Here is an 18,803-nt window from a genome sequence, read left to right on the forward strand (position 1 = left end):
ATACCCTCGTCTAAGCTTTTTAGTACTTGTTTGCGAAAATCTAGCGAGTAAGTCATGGTCTTTATAATAACAATTGAATTTGATAGTTAGTTTATAACACTTTTAGGTGGGATTGACTATAGTTGACCCACTTTAAAAACGATACAGTACGGTTGGGATGAATTTTGTGCAGCATCGAAAGATAACAGCACGCAAGGAAAATTTATCCCAACTGCACGATAACATCAGCGTATCGATTTTATTTCGAACTGATTATAGATTCAATCGGCTAAACCAGATAGCTCAACAAAATCGGTTAAACCAATACGGTTAAAAAAGCCAGCTCAAATAAGGTTGCTCCATGCTCGCATTAATTATCTTTATCGTGACTTTGGTTTTGGTGATATGGCAGCCTAAAGGATTGGGCATCGGTTGGAGCGCGATGGGCGGAGCATTGGTCGCCTTAGCTTTTGGCGTGGTGCAATTATCCGATGTCGGTATTGTATGGGACATCGTTTGGGATGCGACCTTCACCTTTGTGGCGCTAATCATCATCTCGCTTATCTTAGATAGAGCGGGATTTTTTGGTTGGGCAGCTTTGCATGTGGCTAGACTGGGCAATGGGCAAGGTCGTCTGTTATTTCCCATGATTGTGATACTTGGTGCGTTTATCTCCGCATTTTTTGCTAATGATGGTGCCGCGTTACTACTAACACCGATTGTCATCGCTATATTGCTACGTCTTAATTTTTCACCGCCATCTGCGTTGGCTTTTATCATAGCCACTGGCTTTATCGCTGATACCGCCAGCCTGCCGTTAGTGACTTCTAATCTGGTTAATATTGTTAGCGCCAATTATTTTGATATTGGCTTTGGGCGTTATGCAGCAGTCATGGTGCCGGTAAATATTGTCTCTGTCATCGCGACATTAGCAGTGCTATGGGTGGTATATGCCCGCCAAATTCCAACACACTATTCTATTGCCAGTCTTAGTGCACCTGCATCCGCTATTGAAGATCCGATGGTGTTTAGGGCAGCTTTTCCGCTATTAGCATTATTAATGGTTACTTATTTCGCGACTGAATCACTAGGTATTCCTATTTCCCTCGTCACTGGCGCTGCTGCACTGCTGCTAATAGCTATTGCAGGGCGCTGTTGGCAAGGTGGTCGGGGTGCTATTGTTTCTGTATCTGATGTCGTACGTAAAGCGCCTTGGCAAATCGTGTTGTTTTCAATCGGTATGTACTTAGTCGTTTATGGCTTGGGTAACGCAGGATTAACGGCTTATGGTGCTCAAATACTTAACTGGTTAGGGCAGCAGGGCAATGTTATCGCTACAGTAGGGACTGGATTCCTTTCGGCTATCGTGGCTTCTATCATGAATAATATGCCATCGACCTTAGTGGGCGCACTGGCTATTGATAGTGCGCAAGTACCCGCAGCCACTCGTGAGCTGATGATTTATGCTAATGTGATTGGTAATGATTTGGGACCGAAATTTACGCCTATCGGTAGTCTGGCGACTTTATTGTGGCTCCATGTATTGGCAGAAAAAGACTATAAAATAAGCTGGGGGCAGTATATGAAAATCGGTCTGCTCATTACGCCGCCAGTATTACTAGTCACGCTGTTGGCCTTGGTGTTTTGGTTGCCTTATCTGTCTTCATTTTAAAAGTTGAGTAAATGACTTGCGATTAGTGTGGCTATTACGCTGACATCCATTAAAGCCATCAGCTATAATAGCGGCGCACTTTACCTCTTTTATCATTTTAGCTCTTTTAGAGTGAGACGTTTATTTTTCCAAGGATTTATGATGAGTGATCAGCAAGCACAAAAGCAAGCCGCAGCCAAAGCTGCCCTCCGCTATATCGAAGATGACATGATACTTGGCGTTGGGACAGGCAGTACGGTAAATTGTTTGATTGAGTTATTGCCGACGTTAAGGCTTGCTGGGGCGGTCGCAAGCTCACAGGTCACCGAAGATAAACTACGCGCCTTGGGTATCGACATCGTCGATTTAAACTTTGCCGGTCAGCTTGATGTCTATATCGATGGCGCTGACGAGGTAAATGAACATTTGCAATTGATTAAAGGGGGTGGCGGTGCGCTCACACGTGAAAAAATCGTCGCTGCGGCTTCCAACAAGTTTGTCTGTATGGTTGATGAAAGCAAAAGTGTGCAATGCTTGGGGCGCGAATTTCCCGTACCGATAGAAGTACTGCCACAAGCGCGCTCGTATGTAGCAAGGCAATTAGCCCGTTTGGGCGGTGAGCCGGTTTATCGTGAAGATTTTGTCACCGATTATGGTAATGTGATTTTAGACACCTATGATTTGGATGTCAGTAATCCATTGGCGTTCGAACAAGAGTTAAATAATATCGTTGGCGTGGTCTGTAATGGTATTTTTGCTGCCAATCAAGCCGATGTGTTGCTTAGAGCGGGCAGTGATGGGGTGACAACTTTGACGCGTTAATGCATTATTGATAGAATTTAATGCTATAACTTATCGCTAAATAAAGTCATAAACAATAAAAAGGCAGCGCATTAAAATATGCGCTGCCTTTTTCGTATCTGTTCATCTGCTGCTTGCTGGTTTAGCAAAATATCACGATATGTTTTTAACAACCTATTTTTAGGCAGGTAGCTTAATTTTGTCTTTTAATAAAAACTCCATCAAGGCTTTTTGCGCATGCAAGCGGTTTTCCGCTTCGTCCCAAACCACTGAGCGTGGATCATCGAGCATATCGTGAGAGATTTCTTCGCCGCGATGCGCAGGTAAGCAATGCATAAATACCACTTCGGGGTCAGCTTTATCAAGCAGTGATGGCGTGACTTGATAGGGCGCAAAACGGCGTGCGCGAGTGTTTTGTTCAGACTCTTGCCCCATACTTGCCCAAACATCGGTGACGATTAAGTTTGAATCTTTTGCTGCATCTTGCACATCTTCGACCAAGCTCACGCAATGTGAGAAGCGCTCCATCAGCTCAGGATCAGGCTCGAAGCCATAAGGGGCAGCAACACGCAGCTCAAAGCCAAACTGATTGGCCGCTTGCATGTAGGAGGCGCACATATTGTTGCCATCGCCAACCCAAGTGACGATTTTGTTTTCGATACTGCCGCGATGCTCATAATACGTTTGCATATCAGCAAGCAGCTGGCAGGGATGAAATTCGTCAGTCAGCGCGTTAATGATAGGCACACTAGAGTATTCGGCAAAGGTTTCAACTTTTTCGTGGCCAAAGGTACGAATCATAATGATATCGACCATGCTTGAGATAACACGCGCCGAATCTTCTAGCGGCTCACCGCGCCCAAGCTGCGTGTCATTTGGCGACAAAAAGATAGCGCTGCCGCCAAACTGTCCCATGCCCGTCTCAAATGAGATACGCGTACGGGTGGATGATTTCTCAAATATCATGCCAAGCGTGCGCCCAACGAAGGGCTGATATATCTCGCCGGCATGTTGCATTTTGCGTAATTCACAAGCGCGTTTGATGAGGTTTTCTAGTTCTTGTTTGGTTAAATCAGATAGGGTCAAAAAATGGCGCAAACTCATAGTAATCCTAGCAGTCGATCACAATCGATGAAAAATCGATAAAAATGTTACGTTGTCAGTCAGTAATTATATCGCGTCAGTGCGTATACTGTGGTGACAACAAACTTTTAGTATAGCGCAATTGGGCTTAATGTAAATGTTCAATTTGCCATGATTTGGCGCTGTCTCTTTTATCTGGCAAACTGTCATGATGTTCATATCTAACGATTAGGATTCTGTTATGTTTCGAGTTGGGCGCGCGCTTAGGCGGCATAGCAGCTCATAGCTAATGGTTTCAGCATGGGCGGCGACTTCATCGACGTGCGGCGCGTCACCCCACAGTAATACTTTACTATTTAACGCCACGCTGTTTGGCACAGCGCTGACGTCAATGACAATCATATCCATGGCTACGCGTCCGATGACCGCACATGGGTAGCTTTGGTTGTTGGTCTCATCAATGACGCAAACATAGGCATCAGCACTCACCACGCGTGGATAGCCGTCACCATAACCGATGCTGACTAACGCTGTTTTGGTATCTTGCATCGCAGTCCAGCGGCTGCCATAACCAATGCCGTCACCTGCGTTGACTGGTTGTAGCGCGATGATTTGGGCGCTAAATTCCATTGCTGGCTGTAAGTCCAAATCACGCGCACTTTTATCAGTGACAGGCGTACTACCGTAAAGCATGATGCCCGGACGTACCCAATCGTGATGATGCTCGGGAAAATTGACGATACCTGCTGAGTTGCACAATGAGCCTTCTACATCGCTGTTCACCGTTTCTCGTAACGTCTGTAGCATGTCGTTAAAGCGCTGAATTTGAATGGCATTTAGAGGATGAGCGCAGTCGTCGGCATTGGCAAAGTGAGTGGTTAAAATCAGCTGATAACCGGCTTTATGCAAACGTTTGGCTGCTGGAATCAGCGTTTGGTCATTAAAGCCTAAGCGGTTCATGCCAGTATTATATTTTAGCCAAACCACTCGAGTGGCGCTGCTAATAGGCGGCGTATTTTCTAATGCCCAGTTTAGTTGTGGCTCATGATGAATCACGCAGCTGATATCATGCTCTATCGCTAGCTGCCATTCATCGGCGGTAAATGCGCCTTCAATCAGACCAATGGTTTTATTCCAACCTAATTGACGGGCTTCTAAAGCTTCCATAAAAGTTGCAACGCCGATACCATCAGCCTGTTGCTCACCTTGTTGCAATGCTGGTAAGACAGCAGCGACGCCATGACCATAAGCATTGGCCTTGACCATAGCAAGAACTTTAGCCGTCGGTGCCAGTTTTTTAACTTGCGCCACATTATGAGTAATGGCGGCTGGATTAATTGTGATAGTGCGCATAATTGCCTTCTTTATTGACAAAGTTATTTTTATTAGTAAAACGATTTCATTAAACAAATGGTGTTATTAGTAATGGGGTAAAGCAATAAAGCCAGTGCGTCATCAATTTGGCTGATGACGCACTGGCTAGTTTTATTCATAGTCGTTTTAAAGTTAAAGCTTATTATATGTATTGTTTAGTCAGCCGATTATTCATCATTCTCAAAGCTGACGTTTTGATAGTATTCTGGTGTCAGGTTAATAAAGCGGGTAAATTGCCCTTCAAAGCCTAAGCGGACGGTGCCGATAGGGCCGTTACGCTGTTTACCGATGATGATTTCAGCCACACCTTTGTGGTCTGAGTTTTCATTATAAACCTCATCGCGATAAATAAACATAATCAAATCGGCATCCTGCTCAATCGCCCCCGATTCACGCAAATCCGACATGATAGGGCGCTTATTTGGACGGTTTTCTAGACTGCGGTTAAGCTGCGACAGCGCAATAACCGGACATTCAAGCTCACGAGCCAAGGCTTTTAAACTACGAGAAATTTCCGAGATTTCGCCCACACGGTTGCCGTCAAGACTAGGTACTTTCATTAGCTGTAGGTAATCGACGACGATAGCGCCAAGTTTACCATCATGATTTTTGGCAATACGGCGACAGCGCGAACGCAGCTCAGAGGGCGGCAGGGCGGTACTGTCATCGATATATAAATGCTTAGATTGCAAATGCTGAATGGCATTCATCATTTTTGCCCATTCATCTTCATTCATTTGCCCAGAGCGCAAGTGCGTCTGATTAATCGCACCCCAAGACGACAGCAAACGCATGACGATAGACTCTGCGGGCATTTCCATCGAAAATACCACCACGGGCAAATCTTCATTAAACAAAACGCCTTCTGCTAAGTTCATAGCAAAGGTGGTTTTACCCATAGACGGACGCGCCGCTACAATGATTAAATCGCCGGCTTGTAAGCCTTGGGTTTTGTTATTTAGCTCGACGAATGGCGTTTGTAAACCTATCATGCCGTCAGGATTAGACTTTAACTCTTGAATCTTATCAATGACATTGGTCAATACTGAGGTAATACCAACGGGGCCGCGTTGCTCTGCGCGTTTATTATGCTGCTCATTGATACTAAATATTTTTGCCTCAACATTGTCCAAGATATCGCTTACCGTTTGGTCTTTGGGATTATAGGCAAGGGTCAGCATGTCATTGCCCGTGGTAATGAGCTGACGTAAGGTCGACAGCTCACGCACGCGCTGTGCATAAGCAGTGAGGTTAAACAAAGTGGCAGGACTTTGGCTCAAAATATCGGCCAAATAGCTGTCACCGCCGGCACCTTTAAGCAGTTTCTGTGCTTCCAACCAATCATGCACCATGACCGTATCGTAAGGCTCGTTGACCGCTGCCAAATGCGCAATTGCATCAAAAATATACTGGTGACGCCCCGCATAAAAATCGTCTTTGGTGACGATATCTGCAATCTTATCGTATGCCTCTTCGATGCTCATCAAAGACGCCAGCAAGGCCTTTTCAATATCGATATTGTGCGGCGGTGTCTGATTGAGTAAGTCGTCGGTTTTTTCGTTGTCTGCCATGGGTGCCCAGTGTCTTAAAAGTCAGTTTCAAAAGTCGGTATAAAATTAATTATATAAGAGTATAAATAGCTATTTGCTATCAGTATTTATTTTAGGAGTGATACGGTCAAGCAAGCGCGACATAGCTCTACGAGAGAAGTACCAAAAGGTGGTCTCAGCGCTTGCTGGTAAATGCTACAATGAAAGGCGAAAGTTTAACACATTCTAGCGTTTTTTCGGCTGCTATCAGTAACTATCTATAAAAATGCTATCTGCTATGATATAAAATTTGCGTCCCCTTAAAACCTCTTGAACGCTCGTTTTCATAATAATAAATACAATAAAATCACATTCTTAATGTCAAAATAGGATATTTTACTATGCAAAAAAGACGACCATTATTAATCACAACCGGTGAGCCTGCTGGTATTGGTATGGATATCGTGCTGCTATTAGCAGCTGAGGGTAAATTGCAGGATTTTAAGCGTCCAATCTGGGTCACTGCTGATAGCGCCGCAATGCAAAAGCGCGCTGATATACTGGTAACAGCAGGCGTGCTCCAAAACTGTCCGCTTTGGCAAACTGTCGATTTAGACATCGCAGCCGATGACTTTTTAGAACAGATGTCACAGCAAATTATGGATGACAATGATGATAATGCGTTTATTTTGTTAAATACGCCTTGTGCTGAAGCCGTTGTCTGCGGAAAAATTAATACTCGCAATTCGGCCATGGTTGCCAAACAATTGGACATCGCCCATCAGTTAGCGACTAATAAAACAGTCGCTGCCATCGTCACAGGGCCATTGCAAAAATCTGCCTTAATAGATGCTGATATTAAACTGCTCGATGGCACCATGTTTAGCGGTCATACCGAGTTTTTTATGCAGCAAAGTGGCTGTGAGAAAGTCGTGATGATGCTCGCCAATCAAGCCATGAAAGTGGCGCTTGTTACCACGCATTTAGCATTAAAAGACATACCTGCGGCTATCACTGCTGATAATGTACGCCAAACGGTACAAATTGTCATTGACGATATGCGCGAGAAGTTCGGCTTAACGCAGCCACGTATTTTGGTTTGCGGTCTTAATCCGCATGCAGGTGAGGGCGGTCATTTGGGCGTTGAAGAGATTGAGATTATCAATCCCGTATTGCGTGAGTTTATCGACGTAGGCGTTGATATATCAGAAGCAATGCCAGCGGATACCTTATTTACCCCAAGACATTTAGCCAACTGTGACGCTGTGATTGCGATGTATCATGACCAAGGTTTGCCGGTGCTCAAATCGCACGGCTTTGGCGATACAGTCAATCTTACCTTGGGGCTGCCCTATATTCGTACCTCAGTTGATCATGGTACGGCGCTTGATTTAGCAGGGCGCGGCGGCGCAAGTGCAACCAGCTTATACCAAGCACTCCTGATGGCTAATGAGATGGCAGATGAATCGCTTATTGATAGATCTCTTGCATAAGTCGGTACCTTAGCGGCATTTGTCACGCAGTACTGGGTAACTTTGTTGTGAATAACGGCTATTTATGAATCATCAAACACGGTCTAATATAAGTGGTTCTATTATACCAGTCTGTTATAAGTGGTCTGTTAATAGGTTTGAAGGGTGAAATAGCTAGTTCCCTTGGGGTATACTCTATTCACAGACCTGATATCAATTTAGCTGAAGGTACACCGTATATAGCTTATAGTAGCTGTAAAAATTCTTAACCTTTTGCCACTAGCCAAGTTCCTGCAAGTCCCATAAACGATGCACCAGCTCGGTTGAAATTCTAACGAGATTTTGGGCTTTTTAATCGTTGTCGAGCATAGCCTGCCACAATGGCATATATCATTATACCAATACAGTTAGTGTCACTACGTCAGGTTCTGTACAGGGAAAAAACTAGTAATATACTTAAAGAAAACAAGATGGCTTGAGAGCTTTGCTTTTGGCTCATCAACTCAAAGAAATTACTTAGCGGGCTAATCTTTCCAGATTCTATGCTGACCCCATTAAAGAAATTTAACATAAAAAAGTTACAAATTTTATTATGTATACCAACTAGTTGGTATGTATAATAGGATTTTTTCCTACTGGTTAATTTTATGAACTCGCTTTTATCCTATGCTGCTCTGTTTTTTGCCATCGTACTTGAAGTCATCGCTACCACGTTTTTAGGCAAATCTGAGCATTTCACTCGCCTTGTGCCGACTCTTATCTGTGGGGTATTTTATGCAGGATCATTTTTTATGCTGGCACAGGCATTACGCACCTTACCCATTGGCATTGCTTATGCAACTTGGGGTGGTCTCGGGATTATCTTAACAGTGGTTATTGGCGTCTTGGTCTTTAAGCAAAAACCAGATATGGCAGCTATTGTAGGTATTGCACTGATTGTGATTGGGGTAGTAGTGATTAATGGCTTTTCTAAAATGAGTGGGCATAGCTAATGACTAATCTGAATAGACCAAAAAAAAATCCTGAGATGGTGCGGCATCGCTTATTACAAAGTACCGCAAGTTTAATGACCACGTGCGGCTTTGCAGGGGTAAGCATTGATAAGGTGGCAACTGAAGCAGGGGTCACTAAAGGAGCTTTATTTCATCATTTTCCCAATAAAAAGGCTCTAATTGAAGCTGTATTTGACCGTGAATTAGCGATGCTTGACAAGTTGCTTGACGATTTATTAGCTAAAGATACAGTCGATTATGGTCGTTTTACTAGAGCCTATATCCATGCCACTTTTTTTGCCTGTATTGATGATAGATTGTCTTCAGCTTTGACATTTTCGCTGTGTGCCAGACCTGAGCTAGTTGAGCGTTGGGATGTGTGGATGGCAGGGCGTATGGTGAAGCATCAAAAGACCGATAACAGCCTACAGCTTGAAGTAGTCAGAATGGCAGCCGATGGCATTTGGTTCACCCATTTATTACACGGCGGCAAGCTCACTGCCAAAAAAGATTTACATGCCCTTAAACAGCAATTACTTGAGATGACGCATGCTACTTAATGACGGGAGTCACTCATGAAGCAAGAGAATACTATTCCCTATAGCCCTTATATTCCTTTTTTTAAAGACGTTGCCGATTACAATGTGGCGTTTGGGCATCTTTATCCCTATCAATTTATGGACTGGAAAACAGAAGTCCTTTCATGGAAAGAGAGCTGTTACTTGCACGCTGGGCTAAACCCACCAATGCCTGCACGCATCACAGGACCCGATGCATTAACATTGTTTCGCGATCATTGTATCAACGATTTTAGCCGATTTAGCGTTGGTGCATCAAAGCATGCCGTGATGTGTAACTATAAGGGTAATGTGATGGCGGATGGTATGCTGCTTCGCACAGAGGATAATGCGTTCGTATCATATTTTTTATCACCTTACCTAGAATACATTGCCAGTCGTGGCAACTATGATGTCAATATTGAAGATTTGACAGGCAAAACCTTTCTGTTCCAACTGGGTGGTTCCTTATCTTTGAAAATTCTCGAGGCAGCCACCCAAGAATCCCTCAGCGATATTAAATTTATTTGGCATCGCACAGTGCATATCTACGGGGATGAACTACCACCAACAGGTATTGCTGTGCGGATTTTTCGGTTGGGCGTAGCAGGCACACTGGCATATGAGGTGCATGGGGATATCAAAGATGCTCCGTTGGTTTACCAAGCCTTAATGGCAGCAGGACAACCGTTTAACTTAGTTCGTCTAGGGATGCGTGCTTATGGTATGAATCATACGGAAAATGGTTTTGCCCAAGCCTTTATCCACTTTTTACCTGCTTGGACCCAAGATGAAGACTTTATGGACTATCTAAATGGCAAATACGATGCTTTGCTTGCCAAACTGCCAGGCAGTGCAGGTGTCGATATCACCCGTCGTTATTTTAACCCTATCGATTTAGGTTGGGGGCATATGATCACCTTTGATCATGACTTCGTTGGCAGAGCCGCCCTTGAAGTTGCCATGCAGCAGCAAGCAAAAAAAATTGTAACGCTTGAATGGTATGCGGACGATATTAAGGATATCTATGCCTCTTATTTTGAGTCTGGTGAGCCTTTTGAGTTTATGGAATTCCCAGCCAATCCTATTTGGACAACGCAGAGTTCTATTGTTGTGGCAGATGAGGTGCAGATAGATAGTCGCAGTATAGGTATTTCAAGCGGACGTATTTATTCGTTTTATTACCGTCGTATGATTTCTTTGGCGGTTATTGAAACCGAGTATGCCATCGAAGGTACCACCTTAGAAGTTATCTGGGGTAATCCAAGCAAACGACAAAAAAAGATACGGGCCAAGGTGAGCCGTTTCCCTTATCTTACCCTACCTCGTAACCGTGATATTGATACTAAGGCGTTGCCTTGAAAGGCGGTTTTGTGTCAGCACAGAAAACAAAAAAATATGAAATATTGCTATCCATTCGCATTAGTCGCTGATAGTTAATTTGGGCTTCAATGGAATAGCCCTCAACATCTCCAATAGTTTCATTAGGCAAATCACCAATCGCCTGTTCACAGGTAATGAAGCTTTGTGTGGTAGGCTCTGGAAAACTAAAGGTTTTACTATTTTTTAGACCAACAGAACAAGCCCTACGTCTGTTTTGGGGTACACCATATTCAGAAGCCAATAGTATTTTATAGGTTGCGGTATAGTTATTTAAAACTAGATAAAAATTATATTTTTAAGGTTATAGTATGGAATCTGATACATCATTCTTATTAATAGGAGCTTTAGCAACACAAGCTAACACAACCAAAGATACTATTCGTCATTACGATGAGATGGGGCTACTGAAATCTCGAAAACGCCAAGCAGGATCACGCCTATACACCGAATTTCATCCTGAATGTATTGAGCGTATTAAAATGATTAAAGACGCACAAGCCATCGGTTTTACTCTTAATGAATTTAAAAGATACCTTAATGATCATTTCAATGGCACTCTCAATATTGATAAAGATTTAATTACTATTTCCGAAAAACTTACTGAAGCGAAACGTCAAAAAACTGAGATCATTAATACTATTAACCAGCTTAGTGCTTGTTATACTATTTTAGAAGAAATAAAGTCAGAAAATATTGGCTTCATTTCTAACTCTGAATGGGGAAAACGAATAGCGGCGCATCTCTCCTTAACCTGAATCGCACCAATCACTAATAGAATATGTGTGGTAAGTACACCATGAAGTACACTGTGCTTATCTCAGCAAGTTAAAACGTTAATACCATTAACCCACAGTTTAGCGTTCAAGTCCTCACTAGGGTACCATGCTTATTCTCATGATCGTCGTTATAATAAAGGATTTTAGAACAAAAATAAGGCACTGTGTCGGTTGTGATAAGGTATGGGTAGTTTATTAATAATAATGTCTCAAAAATACAGTGTAATTATGAGCTGTGCTATAATTTCGTATCACAAAGCCAGCAAATAAAAGCGCATATAAATCTAGCACATTGCTGCCATAGCGCTATAGTCCATTTATCTTTTATCGATTAAGACCTTTTTATGTCCAAAACTACGTTTGATGCTCAATCTATTTCTAACAGCCTACGCGCTGCCAAACACCAACCGCGTAAACGCTTTGGTCAAAACTTCTTACATGACCGTAGTGTTATACGTGAGATTGTTGAGAGCATTCGTTTAGAGCGTGACGATAATTTGGTCGAGATTGGACCCGGTATGGGCGCGCTAACAGAGCCGCTATTAGCAGAAGTCGATGCGATGACCGTGGTCGAGCTGGATCGTGATTTGGCAGATAGTTTGCGCATTCGTATTGGGGCTAATAGCCATCCAAACTTTACGATTATCAAAGACAATGCCATGCATGTTGATTATCGTGAACTGTATAGTCCTGAGCGCGGTAAGCTGCGCGTGGTGGGCAATCTACCGTATAACATTTCTACGCCGATACTGTTTCATTTGCTCAGTTATGCCGATGTCATTCAAGACATGCATTTTATGCTGCAAAAAGAAGTGGTTGAGCGTATCACCGCCGAAGTTGGCAGCAAAACCTATGGTCGTCTATCAGTCATTATGCAATACCATTGCGATACCGATTATTTATTGACCGTACCGCGCGGCGCCTTTAATCCACCGCCAAAAGTCACCAGTGCGGTTTTTCGCTTGACGCCGCATATCAATAAACCAATCGTGGCTGAAGATGAAGAGTATTTTGCACTTGTGGTACGCGAAACCTTTAATCATCGCCGTAAGACACTACGCGCTATTTTTAAAAATTCTACGTTATTGCCGACGCTGAGCGAAGCCGATTTCGCCGCTTGCGACATCGATCCACAAGCGCGTCCGGAAGTGTTAAGTGTGAAAGATTTTGTCAATTTAAGCAATCAAGCGCGTCACTTAGCCTCTTAATTTATTAGACGCTTAATTTATCAAGCAAAAATGATAGAGGGTTTATGAGTTTTCGCCATCAATATGTCATCGGTGATTTGCAAGGTTGCTACGCGGCCTATCTGCAATTACTTGAAACTTTAGATTTTGATCCAGCGCAAGATAAATTATGGTTTGCCGGCGACTTGGTGGCACGCGGTGAAGATTCGTTAAGTACCCTACGTCATGTCAAAGCGCTATGTGAACAAGGGGCTGCGGCAACGGTATTGGGTAATCACGATATCAATTTAATTGCGGTTTGGCGCGGGGCAACAGCGCTCAAGAAAAAAGATAAGACCGCACCTATCTTTGCTGCCGATGATTGCGATGAATTGTTAGAATGGCTACGCCATCAGCCACTACTGGCTTATCCTGATGAGCAGACGGTATTGGTACATGCGGGTATCCCACCGCATTGGACGATTAAGGCGGCGGCGAAATATGCACAGCAGTTAGAGGTCCAACTAAAAGGCAGCTTAGAACAGCTTGATCGCTTATTGCCGAATCTATATAGCAAAACTGCCGATGAGTGGCATGCAGACATTCATGGCTATACCAAAATGCGAGCAATTGCCAATTATTTCACCCGTATGCGCTTATGCAAACAAGATGGCACGCTCGAATTTAATTTTTCAGCAGGATTAGATGAGCCCATGCCAAAGGATTTTTTGCCTTGGTTTGAATGGCAAGTACCACGTGCACGCAAGATTTTATTTGGTCATTGGGCGGCGCTTAACGCTGAGGTTGATTTACCGCATGCGCGTGCGCTTGATGGTGGCTGTGTTTGGGGTAATTATTTATTTGCTTATCGCTTGGGCGACGGCAAAGCCATCACCTCAAACACTCACTGTATAGCACCAACAGAAGAGCCAACAGAACAATAGTCATACCACATTATATGCTATAATGAGTGAAAAGTAATATCGATACATCACGCACTGCTGATATCAACTTTTCTTGCTTGCTGTGCCTGCTCAGACAGAGGGTACAAAAAATTGATATCAGCAATACCGTAGCGTTTTTTAGGTTATTTTGACTATATTTTCTGAGATAAAATCTGTAAAAAAATAATTTATCATCTAATTCGTAAGTTAAAAAAACCGTTAGTCAAGCTGCTATTTAAGCCACCAACACCGTCCCCTTAACTGGGTAGGTTTGGTGGTTTTTTTGGTTTAGGCAAGGGCGTTTTGGCATCGCCAGCAGCTTTACTATCAGGATTGCTGTCGTCGTCTTTATACGACTTATCGTATTGAATGTCATTACTATAAGGGACGCTATTTAGCTCCTCATCTATTAGCCCATCATCGAGGTCGATCGTTTTTTTGGCGCTTACTGGCTTAATAGTACTGTGCGTTTCTCGACTTTTCAGCGCCGCGTCGGCATAGCTATCCGATATATTATTATTATAATCTATATCGGTAATAGCTTGCTCATTTTGCATGCTTTTTTGCTTAGATTTGGGCAGGATTTTGACGTCAGATAAACGGCGTACCACGTAATTATGCGGTATGGTCTGTCCGCCTTTATGAGCATTGGTATCATCAAAAATCATATGACCTTGGCTGTCGATACGTGCGTACTTCATAGGTTTGTCACGTGGCCAAAAAAAGTCGGACGGGTGGGTCAGCATATGACTAAAAAGCTGCTTGGTTAAAAGGCTCCATTCCATAAACTTGACTTCTTTAGAGCGCAGGGCGACAAACAATGCCAGCGAGAAGCTGACTACAAGGTTCGTCATACCGATGAGCGCAACCCCTAAAATAGAGGTAAGTACAATGGTCCAATCTAGTTGGCTCGACGATAGATTAAATAAGCCATGAGCTAAATCCGCAGATGCAAAAGCAATGTGACGGATATCGATAGGTAGGCCAAATATAAAACCTATGGTAGCGGTACTGCCTAAGAACACCCCGAATAAAAAGTTGCCCATAATGGCGCCGAGATTGGCTTCTATAAAGCCGCCCAAACGCTGAAGCCAAGCTTTGGGTAATAAGTATTGCAAAAGCTTATGACGCTGAATACGGGCGCCGATTTGGTTATAAACCGCCAAATTATCATAGTAACCCGCGATAAGACCGGCTAAAAATAAATACACGCCAGCGATAGCCGCATGAGGAAGCGCTAAGGAGTGAAAGGGGTCAAGATTATGCAGCAAATGTGCGGCTTTATCAGTGTTCACCATTGCTTCGCCCGTATTATGCAGCCAAACGAAAGAGATAGTTAGGGCAACGGGTATGGCCACCATAACATTACCCATGATGGCAACGAACTGTGTTCGTAAGATATCGACTACCAATTCTGATAACTTATTTAACTGATGCGATTTCTTACCAGAACCATCAGATATGGTAGAGGCGATTGCCGCTGCCGTCATAGCGGGCTGCTTGGTGGCGACCGTACCATGGACGATATGAATAAAAACAAAGCCCAAACCATAAATCATGCTATTGATAAAGGCGCGTCCCATCGGTGCAAGCGCCAGATGGTACGCCAATATCTTAGTAGTTGCCATAAAAGCAATGATAAAGCCACCGATGGAAGCTTTTTTAAACATTTTCTGGTAGCCAGCTTTATCGGTACTAATATAATGCTCACCGACGCGGCTGGCGTTTTCGGTGACTTTGCGCGATAGCAGCTTGGTATTATTATCAATCAAATAACCAATACTATAGCGGCGACTGGCACTCGTAATCAGCGCTTGAATGAGCTCAATAATAGCCTGATCACGCTTATCGTAGTTGTCTGCTACCAGCTCAGTTAAAATACGCATCCGTTGTAAGCTTTGATCCAAACGCAGCATCATGTTGGTTAGGCGGATAGAGATACCGGTTTTATAAATGCGCTTACGTATGGTGGCAACGATATCTTCGCATTGCTCAATCATCACTAGTAATGGCGCAGGATCGACCGCTTTGTCAGGGATAATATCGGTTAGAGTGTCAAGCTCATGCGCTTCTCGGTATTGATTGACGTACAGCACAGCTTCTTGATTTTGTGCCACAAATGACGCCGAGTAATTGAGCATTTGCGGATAAAATTCCATCAAATCTGGATGCAAGCCGATGCCGCTAATCCGATACGATAAAATGATAATCGCGTTCAAGATACTGTTTTTTGCCGTTGCGACCAAGTTTAAATGCTGCTCATTGACCTTGAGTAGGCCGACCATCTCATCCCATTTGTCTTTGTCAATATTGGCAAGCCAGCGCTCATCAGAGCGTCTGTCAAACAAATAACCGACCAATTCTATGACAGAATCTTCTTGTGGCAGCAGGGGTAAAAAACGATGACCGATAAGGCGGCGCAGACTATTAAAAAAGCCTTGATCCGACATGATGCCCGTATCGGTATATAACGCAATTTGGCGATATTCAATGATGAGTTTTAAAACGAAGCTTGACAGTCCATCGGCATATTCTGGATGCTGACGTAAAATATCAATCAAATCTTGCATCTTTTGATTGGCTAACGCTGGCTCTTTGTCGCTGACACGTAGCTCATCGATTAAGCGCTTGAGTACCGCAGGATCTGGCACATCACTTAAGGCAGTTATCTGTTGTAAAATGTGTTTTATTTCTGACACATTGCATCCCTTATGGTGGTTATTTCAATCATTGTTATTATTGAGTATGGGCAAGGAGATATTTTTTTTAGCAAATGCTGTGTTTATCAATGTTGTAATAAGTGAGGGGAGTTTTTGAGTGTTAATTTTTAGCGTGCCAATGCATCACTTTACTGTTTAAAACTAAAAAACCCTTATTAAAGTTAATACGCTTAGCTCTGCGTTATTTTAATCGTAACCATCTCTCGGCGCTTAATTATTTTGTTAGCAGTTATTCTGACCTTTACTATGCTGATTTCTCTTCTTTCTTTGATTCGTCTAATTTCTTTAATGGCTGCCACAATATTTTGGCAAAAAAAGGGACAGTAGCGTGTCTGTCCCTTTTATCGTTGTACGGTATGGCTTACTTTATTATAAAAGTAAACAATTAGCTAGCAGGTACATCAAAGTAACTAAGATCAAAGTTCATCATTGGATCACTGCCAGCTTTTACCATCTGCGCGTGAGCGTCGATGCGTGGCAAGATACGACCGACGAAATAATCGGCAAGCTTGGCTTTATTGGTGTAGAACTCACCTTCTTTACCATTCGCAGCTTCGACCATGAGTGCAAACATATACGAGTAGGCAAGGTAGCCAAACGCATGCATGTAATCAACGGCACAGCCATTAATTTCACTCTTACGTGCGCCAATATTGCTAAGTACCGTGGTGGTTAACTCTTCAATCGTATCAGCAGCGTTTAGCGTTGCTTGCTTGATGCCATGATCTGCTTGCATATTATTGACAAAGTCACGAATCTCACCTAAGAAATGAGTGACGTATTTGCCGTTATTTTTTGCCACTTTACGACCTAGTAGGTCAAGCGCTTGGATACCATTGGTGCCTTCATAAATCTGCGCAATACGGGTATCACGGACGATTTGCTCCATGCCCCATTCGCGGATATAGCCGTGACCACCAAATACTTGCTGACAATCAATGGTTGCTTCTAACGCTTTATCGGTCAAGAAAGCTTTAGCAACTGGCGTCAGTAAGGCAACGCGTGCAGCGGCTGCTTGAGCGGCCTCAGGATCGGTACTAAATTTTTCTTCATCAAGGTTTTTGGCGACATACATCGCAAAACAGCGTGATGCTTCAGTATTGGTCTTAGCATTTAACAGCATGCGGCGGACATCGGCGTGATGAATAATCGCGTCAGCTGGTTTTTCTGGGCTTTGTAGTTGGGTGTCGCTACGGCCTTGACCACGGTCATTGGCATACAGTGCCGCGTTTTGGTAAGCAAGCTCAGAACCACCAAGTCCTTGCAGACCCATGGTGACACGCTCATAGTTCATCATGATGAACATAGAAGACAGACCCGTGTTTTCAGCACCAACCATCCAGCCTTTTGCATTGTCAAAGTTCATGACGCAAGTGGCCGACGCTTTGATACCCATCTTATGTTCGATAGAACCAACAGCCAAGGTATTACGCTCGCCCAAGCTGCCATCTTCTTTGACCAAGAATTTTGGTACGACGAATAAAGAAATGCCTTTTGAGCCTTCTGGGGCGTTAGGCGTTTTTGCCAATACTAAGTGAATAATATTATCAGTTAGGTCGTGTTCACCACCTGTGATGAAAATCTTAGTACCAGAAATCTGATAGCTACCATCATCATTTGGCACCGCTTTGGTCTTGATAATACCTAAGTCAGTACCGGCATGTGGCTCTGTTAGGCACATGGTACCAGCCCATTCGCCGTTATACATTTTTTCTAGATAGGTTTGTTTCTGTTCTTCTGAACCGGCAGCATTAAGACACAATGTGGCGCCAACAGTCAAGTTAGGGTAGAGGGCAAACGATTGGTTGGCAGTGAAAACCATCTCTTCGGTCAGCATAGTGACCATTTTTGGGAAGCCTTGACCACCGTATTCAGCGTTACCGCTTAAACCAACCCAGCCAGATTCGGCATATTGTTTATAAGCGTCTTTGAAACCTGTTGGCGTAGTGACAACGCCATCACCCTGAAAAGTAGCACCTTCTTCATCGCCACTACGGTTAATAGGTAGCAGAACGTTTTTGGTCAGTTTTGCCATTTCTTCTAAAATCATATCGACAGTGTCCATGTCAACATGAGCCAGATTGTCGTTGTTTTGCCAAAATTCATTCGCTTTAAAAACATCATTTAAGATGAAGCGCATGTCATTAAGAGGGGCATTATAAACAGCCATAAACATTCCTTTGGTTCAATTGAATAAAAATTAAATACGTTAAGGTTATCGGTTGTTCTTTTTGAGTTAACCTTAATGATCAATAGCTAAAGTTTAGCAAATTAGAGGCTTAGCTTGTGTATTTCTTCGTGAATTGCGCGTACACCAAAAATGTTTTTTTGGCAAATAATCGTTTTTATAAGCGCAACTGTATCGCAATAAGCAAA

The 18,803-nt window shown here is 43.3% G+C and carries 14 protein-coding genes and 1 pseudogene; 9 read left to right on the top strand and 6 right to left on the bottom strand.

Features of this window, described 5'->3' with window-relative positions:
• The first annotated feature begins 340 nt into the window (after positions 1 to 340).
• Together HQR03_RS09175 and rpiA are read left to right on the top strand one after the other, a co-directional pair.
• Positions 341 to 1,651 (top strand): arsenic transporter, encoded by a 1,311-nt coding sequence (locus HQR03_RS09175; protein ID WP_173239961.1) that lies wholly within the window; start codon positions 341 to 343, stop codon positions 1,649 to 1,651.
• Positions 1,652 to 1,792: 141 nt separating this feature from the next.
• Positions 1,793 to 2,452 (top strand): ribose-5-phosphate isomerase RpiA, encoded by a 660-nt coding sequence (gene rpiA / locus HQR03_RS09180; protein WP_068405199.1) that lies wholly within the window; start codon positions 1,793 to 1,795, stop codon positions 2,450 to 2,452.
• A gap of 159 nt (positions 2,453 to 2,611) precedes the next feature.
• Here the strand turns inward: rpiA and argF are convergent, their stop codons facing one another.
• The 3 genes from argF to dnaB all read right to left on the bottom strand — a co-directional run bounded on the left by argF (position 2,612) and on the right by dnaB (position 6,459).
• Entirely contained in the window at positions 2,612 to 3,535 is a 924-nt protein-coding gene (gene argF, locus HQR03_RS09185) for an ornithine carbamoyltransferase (RefSeq protein ID WP_144296248.1), read from the bottom strand.
• Positions 3,536 to 3,742: 207 nt separating this feature from the next.
• A complete protein-coding gene (gene alr, locus HQR03_RS09190) occupies positions 3,743 to 4,867 on the bottom strand; it encodes an alanine racemase (protein WP_173239962.1) in 1,125 nt (374 codons plus the stop codon).
• 188 nt (positions 4,868 to 5,055) lie between these two features.
• Entirely contained in the window at positions 5,056 to 6,459 is a 1,404-nt protein-coding gene (dnaB, locus tag HQR03_RS09195) for a replicative DNA helicase (RefSeq protein WP_068405205.1), read from the bottom strand.
• Positions 6,460 to 6,818: 359 nt separating this feature from the next.
• Here dnaB and pdxA point away from each other — a divergent pair, with 359 nt between their 5' ends.
• The 4 genes from pdxA (at position 6,819) to HQR03_RS09215 (ending at position 10,800) form a co-directional block, all read left to right on the top strand.
• Positions 6,819 to 7,910 (top strand): 4-hydroxythreonine-4-phosphate dehydrogenase PdxA, encoded by a 1,092-nt coding sequence (gene pdxA / locus HQR03_RS09200; protein WP_173239963.1) that lies wholly within the window; start codon positions 6,819 to 6,821, stop codon positions 7,908 to 7,910.
• 626 nt (positions 7,911 to 8,536) lie between these two features.
• Positions 8,537 to 8,881: a DMT family transporter gene (locus tag HQR03_RS09205; protein ID WP_102076209.1), complete on the top strand. Its 345-nt coding sequence runs from the start codon at positions 8,537 to 8,539 to the stop codon at positions 8,879 to 8,881.
• Positions 8,881 to 9,441, top strand: coding sequence for a TetR/AcrR family transcriptional regulator (locus tag HQR03_RS09210; RefSeq protein ID WP_173239964.1), 561 nt, complete (start codon positions 8,881 to 8,883; stop codon positions 9,439 to 9,441). The genes HQR03_RS09205 and HQR03_RS09210 overlap by 1 nt, the downstream gene beginning before the upstream one ends.
• A gap of 15 nt (positions 9,442 to 9,456) precedes the next feature.
• Entirely contained in the window at positions 9,457 to 10,800 is a 1,344-nt protein-coding gene (locus HQR03_RS09215; RefSeq protein ID WP_173239965.1) for an aminomethyl transferase family protein, read from the top strand.
• Here the strand turns inward: HQR03_RS09215 and HQR03_RS14390 are convergent.
• Positions 10,784 to 11,077 (bottom strand): annotated as a pseudogene (locus HQR03_RS14390) (DNA cytosine methyltransferase); the annotation flags it as partial. The gene HQR03_RS09215 and the pseudogene HQR03_RS14390 sit on opposite strands and share 17 nt — an antisense overlap.
• Before the next feature lie 52 nt (positions 11,078 to 11,129).
• On the opposite strand from HQR03_RS14390, the gene HQR03_RS09225 reads away from it, so the two are divergent.
• The 3 genes from HQR03_RS09225 (at position 11,130) to HQR03_RS09235 (ending at position 13,707) form a co-directional block, all read left to right on the top strand.
• Positions 11,130 to 11,576 carry a MerR family transcriptional regulator gene (locus tag HQR03_RS09225; protein WP_100750144.1) on the top strand — a complete coding sequence of 149 codons (447 nt, stop codon included), beginning with the start codon at positions 11,130 to 11,132 and terminating at the stop codon, positions 11,574 to 11,576.
• Between the two features lie 365 nt (positions 11,577 to 11,941).
• Positions 11,942 to 12,805, top strand: a complete 864-nt coding sequence (rsmA, locus tag HQR03_RS09230; RefSeq protein WP_173239967.1) for a 16S rRNA (adenine(1518)-N(6)/adenine(1519)-N(6))-dimethyltransferase RsmA — start codon at positions 11,942 to 11,944, stop codon at positions 12,803 to 12,805.
• 44 nt (positions 12,806 to 12,849) lie between these two features.
• On the top strand, positions 12,850 to 13,707 hold the full coding sequence (locus tag HQR03_RS09235) for a symmetrical bis(5'-nucleosyl)-tetraphosphatase (RefSeq protein WP_173239968.1): 858 nt from the start codon (positions 12,850 to 12,852) through the stop codon (positions 13,705 to 13,707).
• A gap of 257 nt (positions 13,708 to 13,964) precedes the next feature.
• Here the strand turns inward: HQR03_RS09235 and HQR03_RS09240 are convergent, their stop codons facing one another.
• Together HQR03_RS09240 and HQR03_RS09245 are read right to left on the bottom strand one after the other, a co-directional pair.
• Entirely contained in the window at positions 13,965 to 16,406 is a 2,442-nt protein-coding gene (locus tag HQR03_RS09240; RefSeq protein WP_173239969.1) for a site-specific recombinase, read from the bottom strand.
• A gap of 406 nt (positions 16,407 to 16,812) precedes the next feature.
• Positions 16,813 to 18,597 carry an acyl-CoA dehydrogenase C-terminal domain-containing protein gene (locus HQR03_RS09245; protein WP_173239970.1) on the bottom strand — a complete coding sequence of 595 codons (1,785 nt, stop codon included), beginning with the start codon at positions 18,595 to 18,597 and terminating at the stop codon, positions 16,813 to 16,815.
• Positions 18,598 to 18,803 lie beyond the last annotated feature (206 nt).

Origin of the sequence: Psychrobacter okhotskensis, assembly GCF_013248965.1 — a bacterium.
Taxonomy (GTDB): Bacteria; Pseudomonadota; Gammaproteobacteria; order Pseudomonadales; family Moraxellaceae; genus Psychrobacter; species Psychrobacter okhotskensis.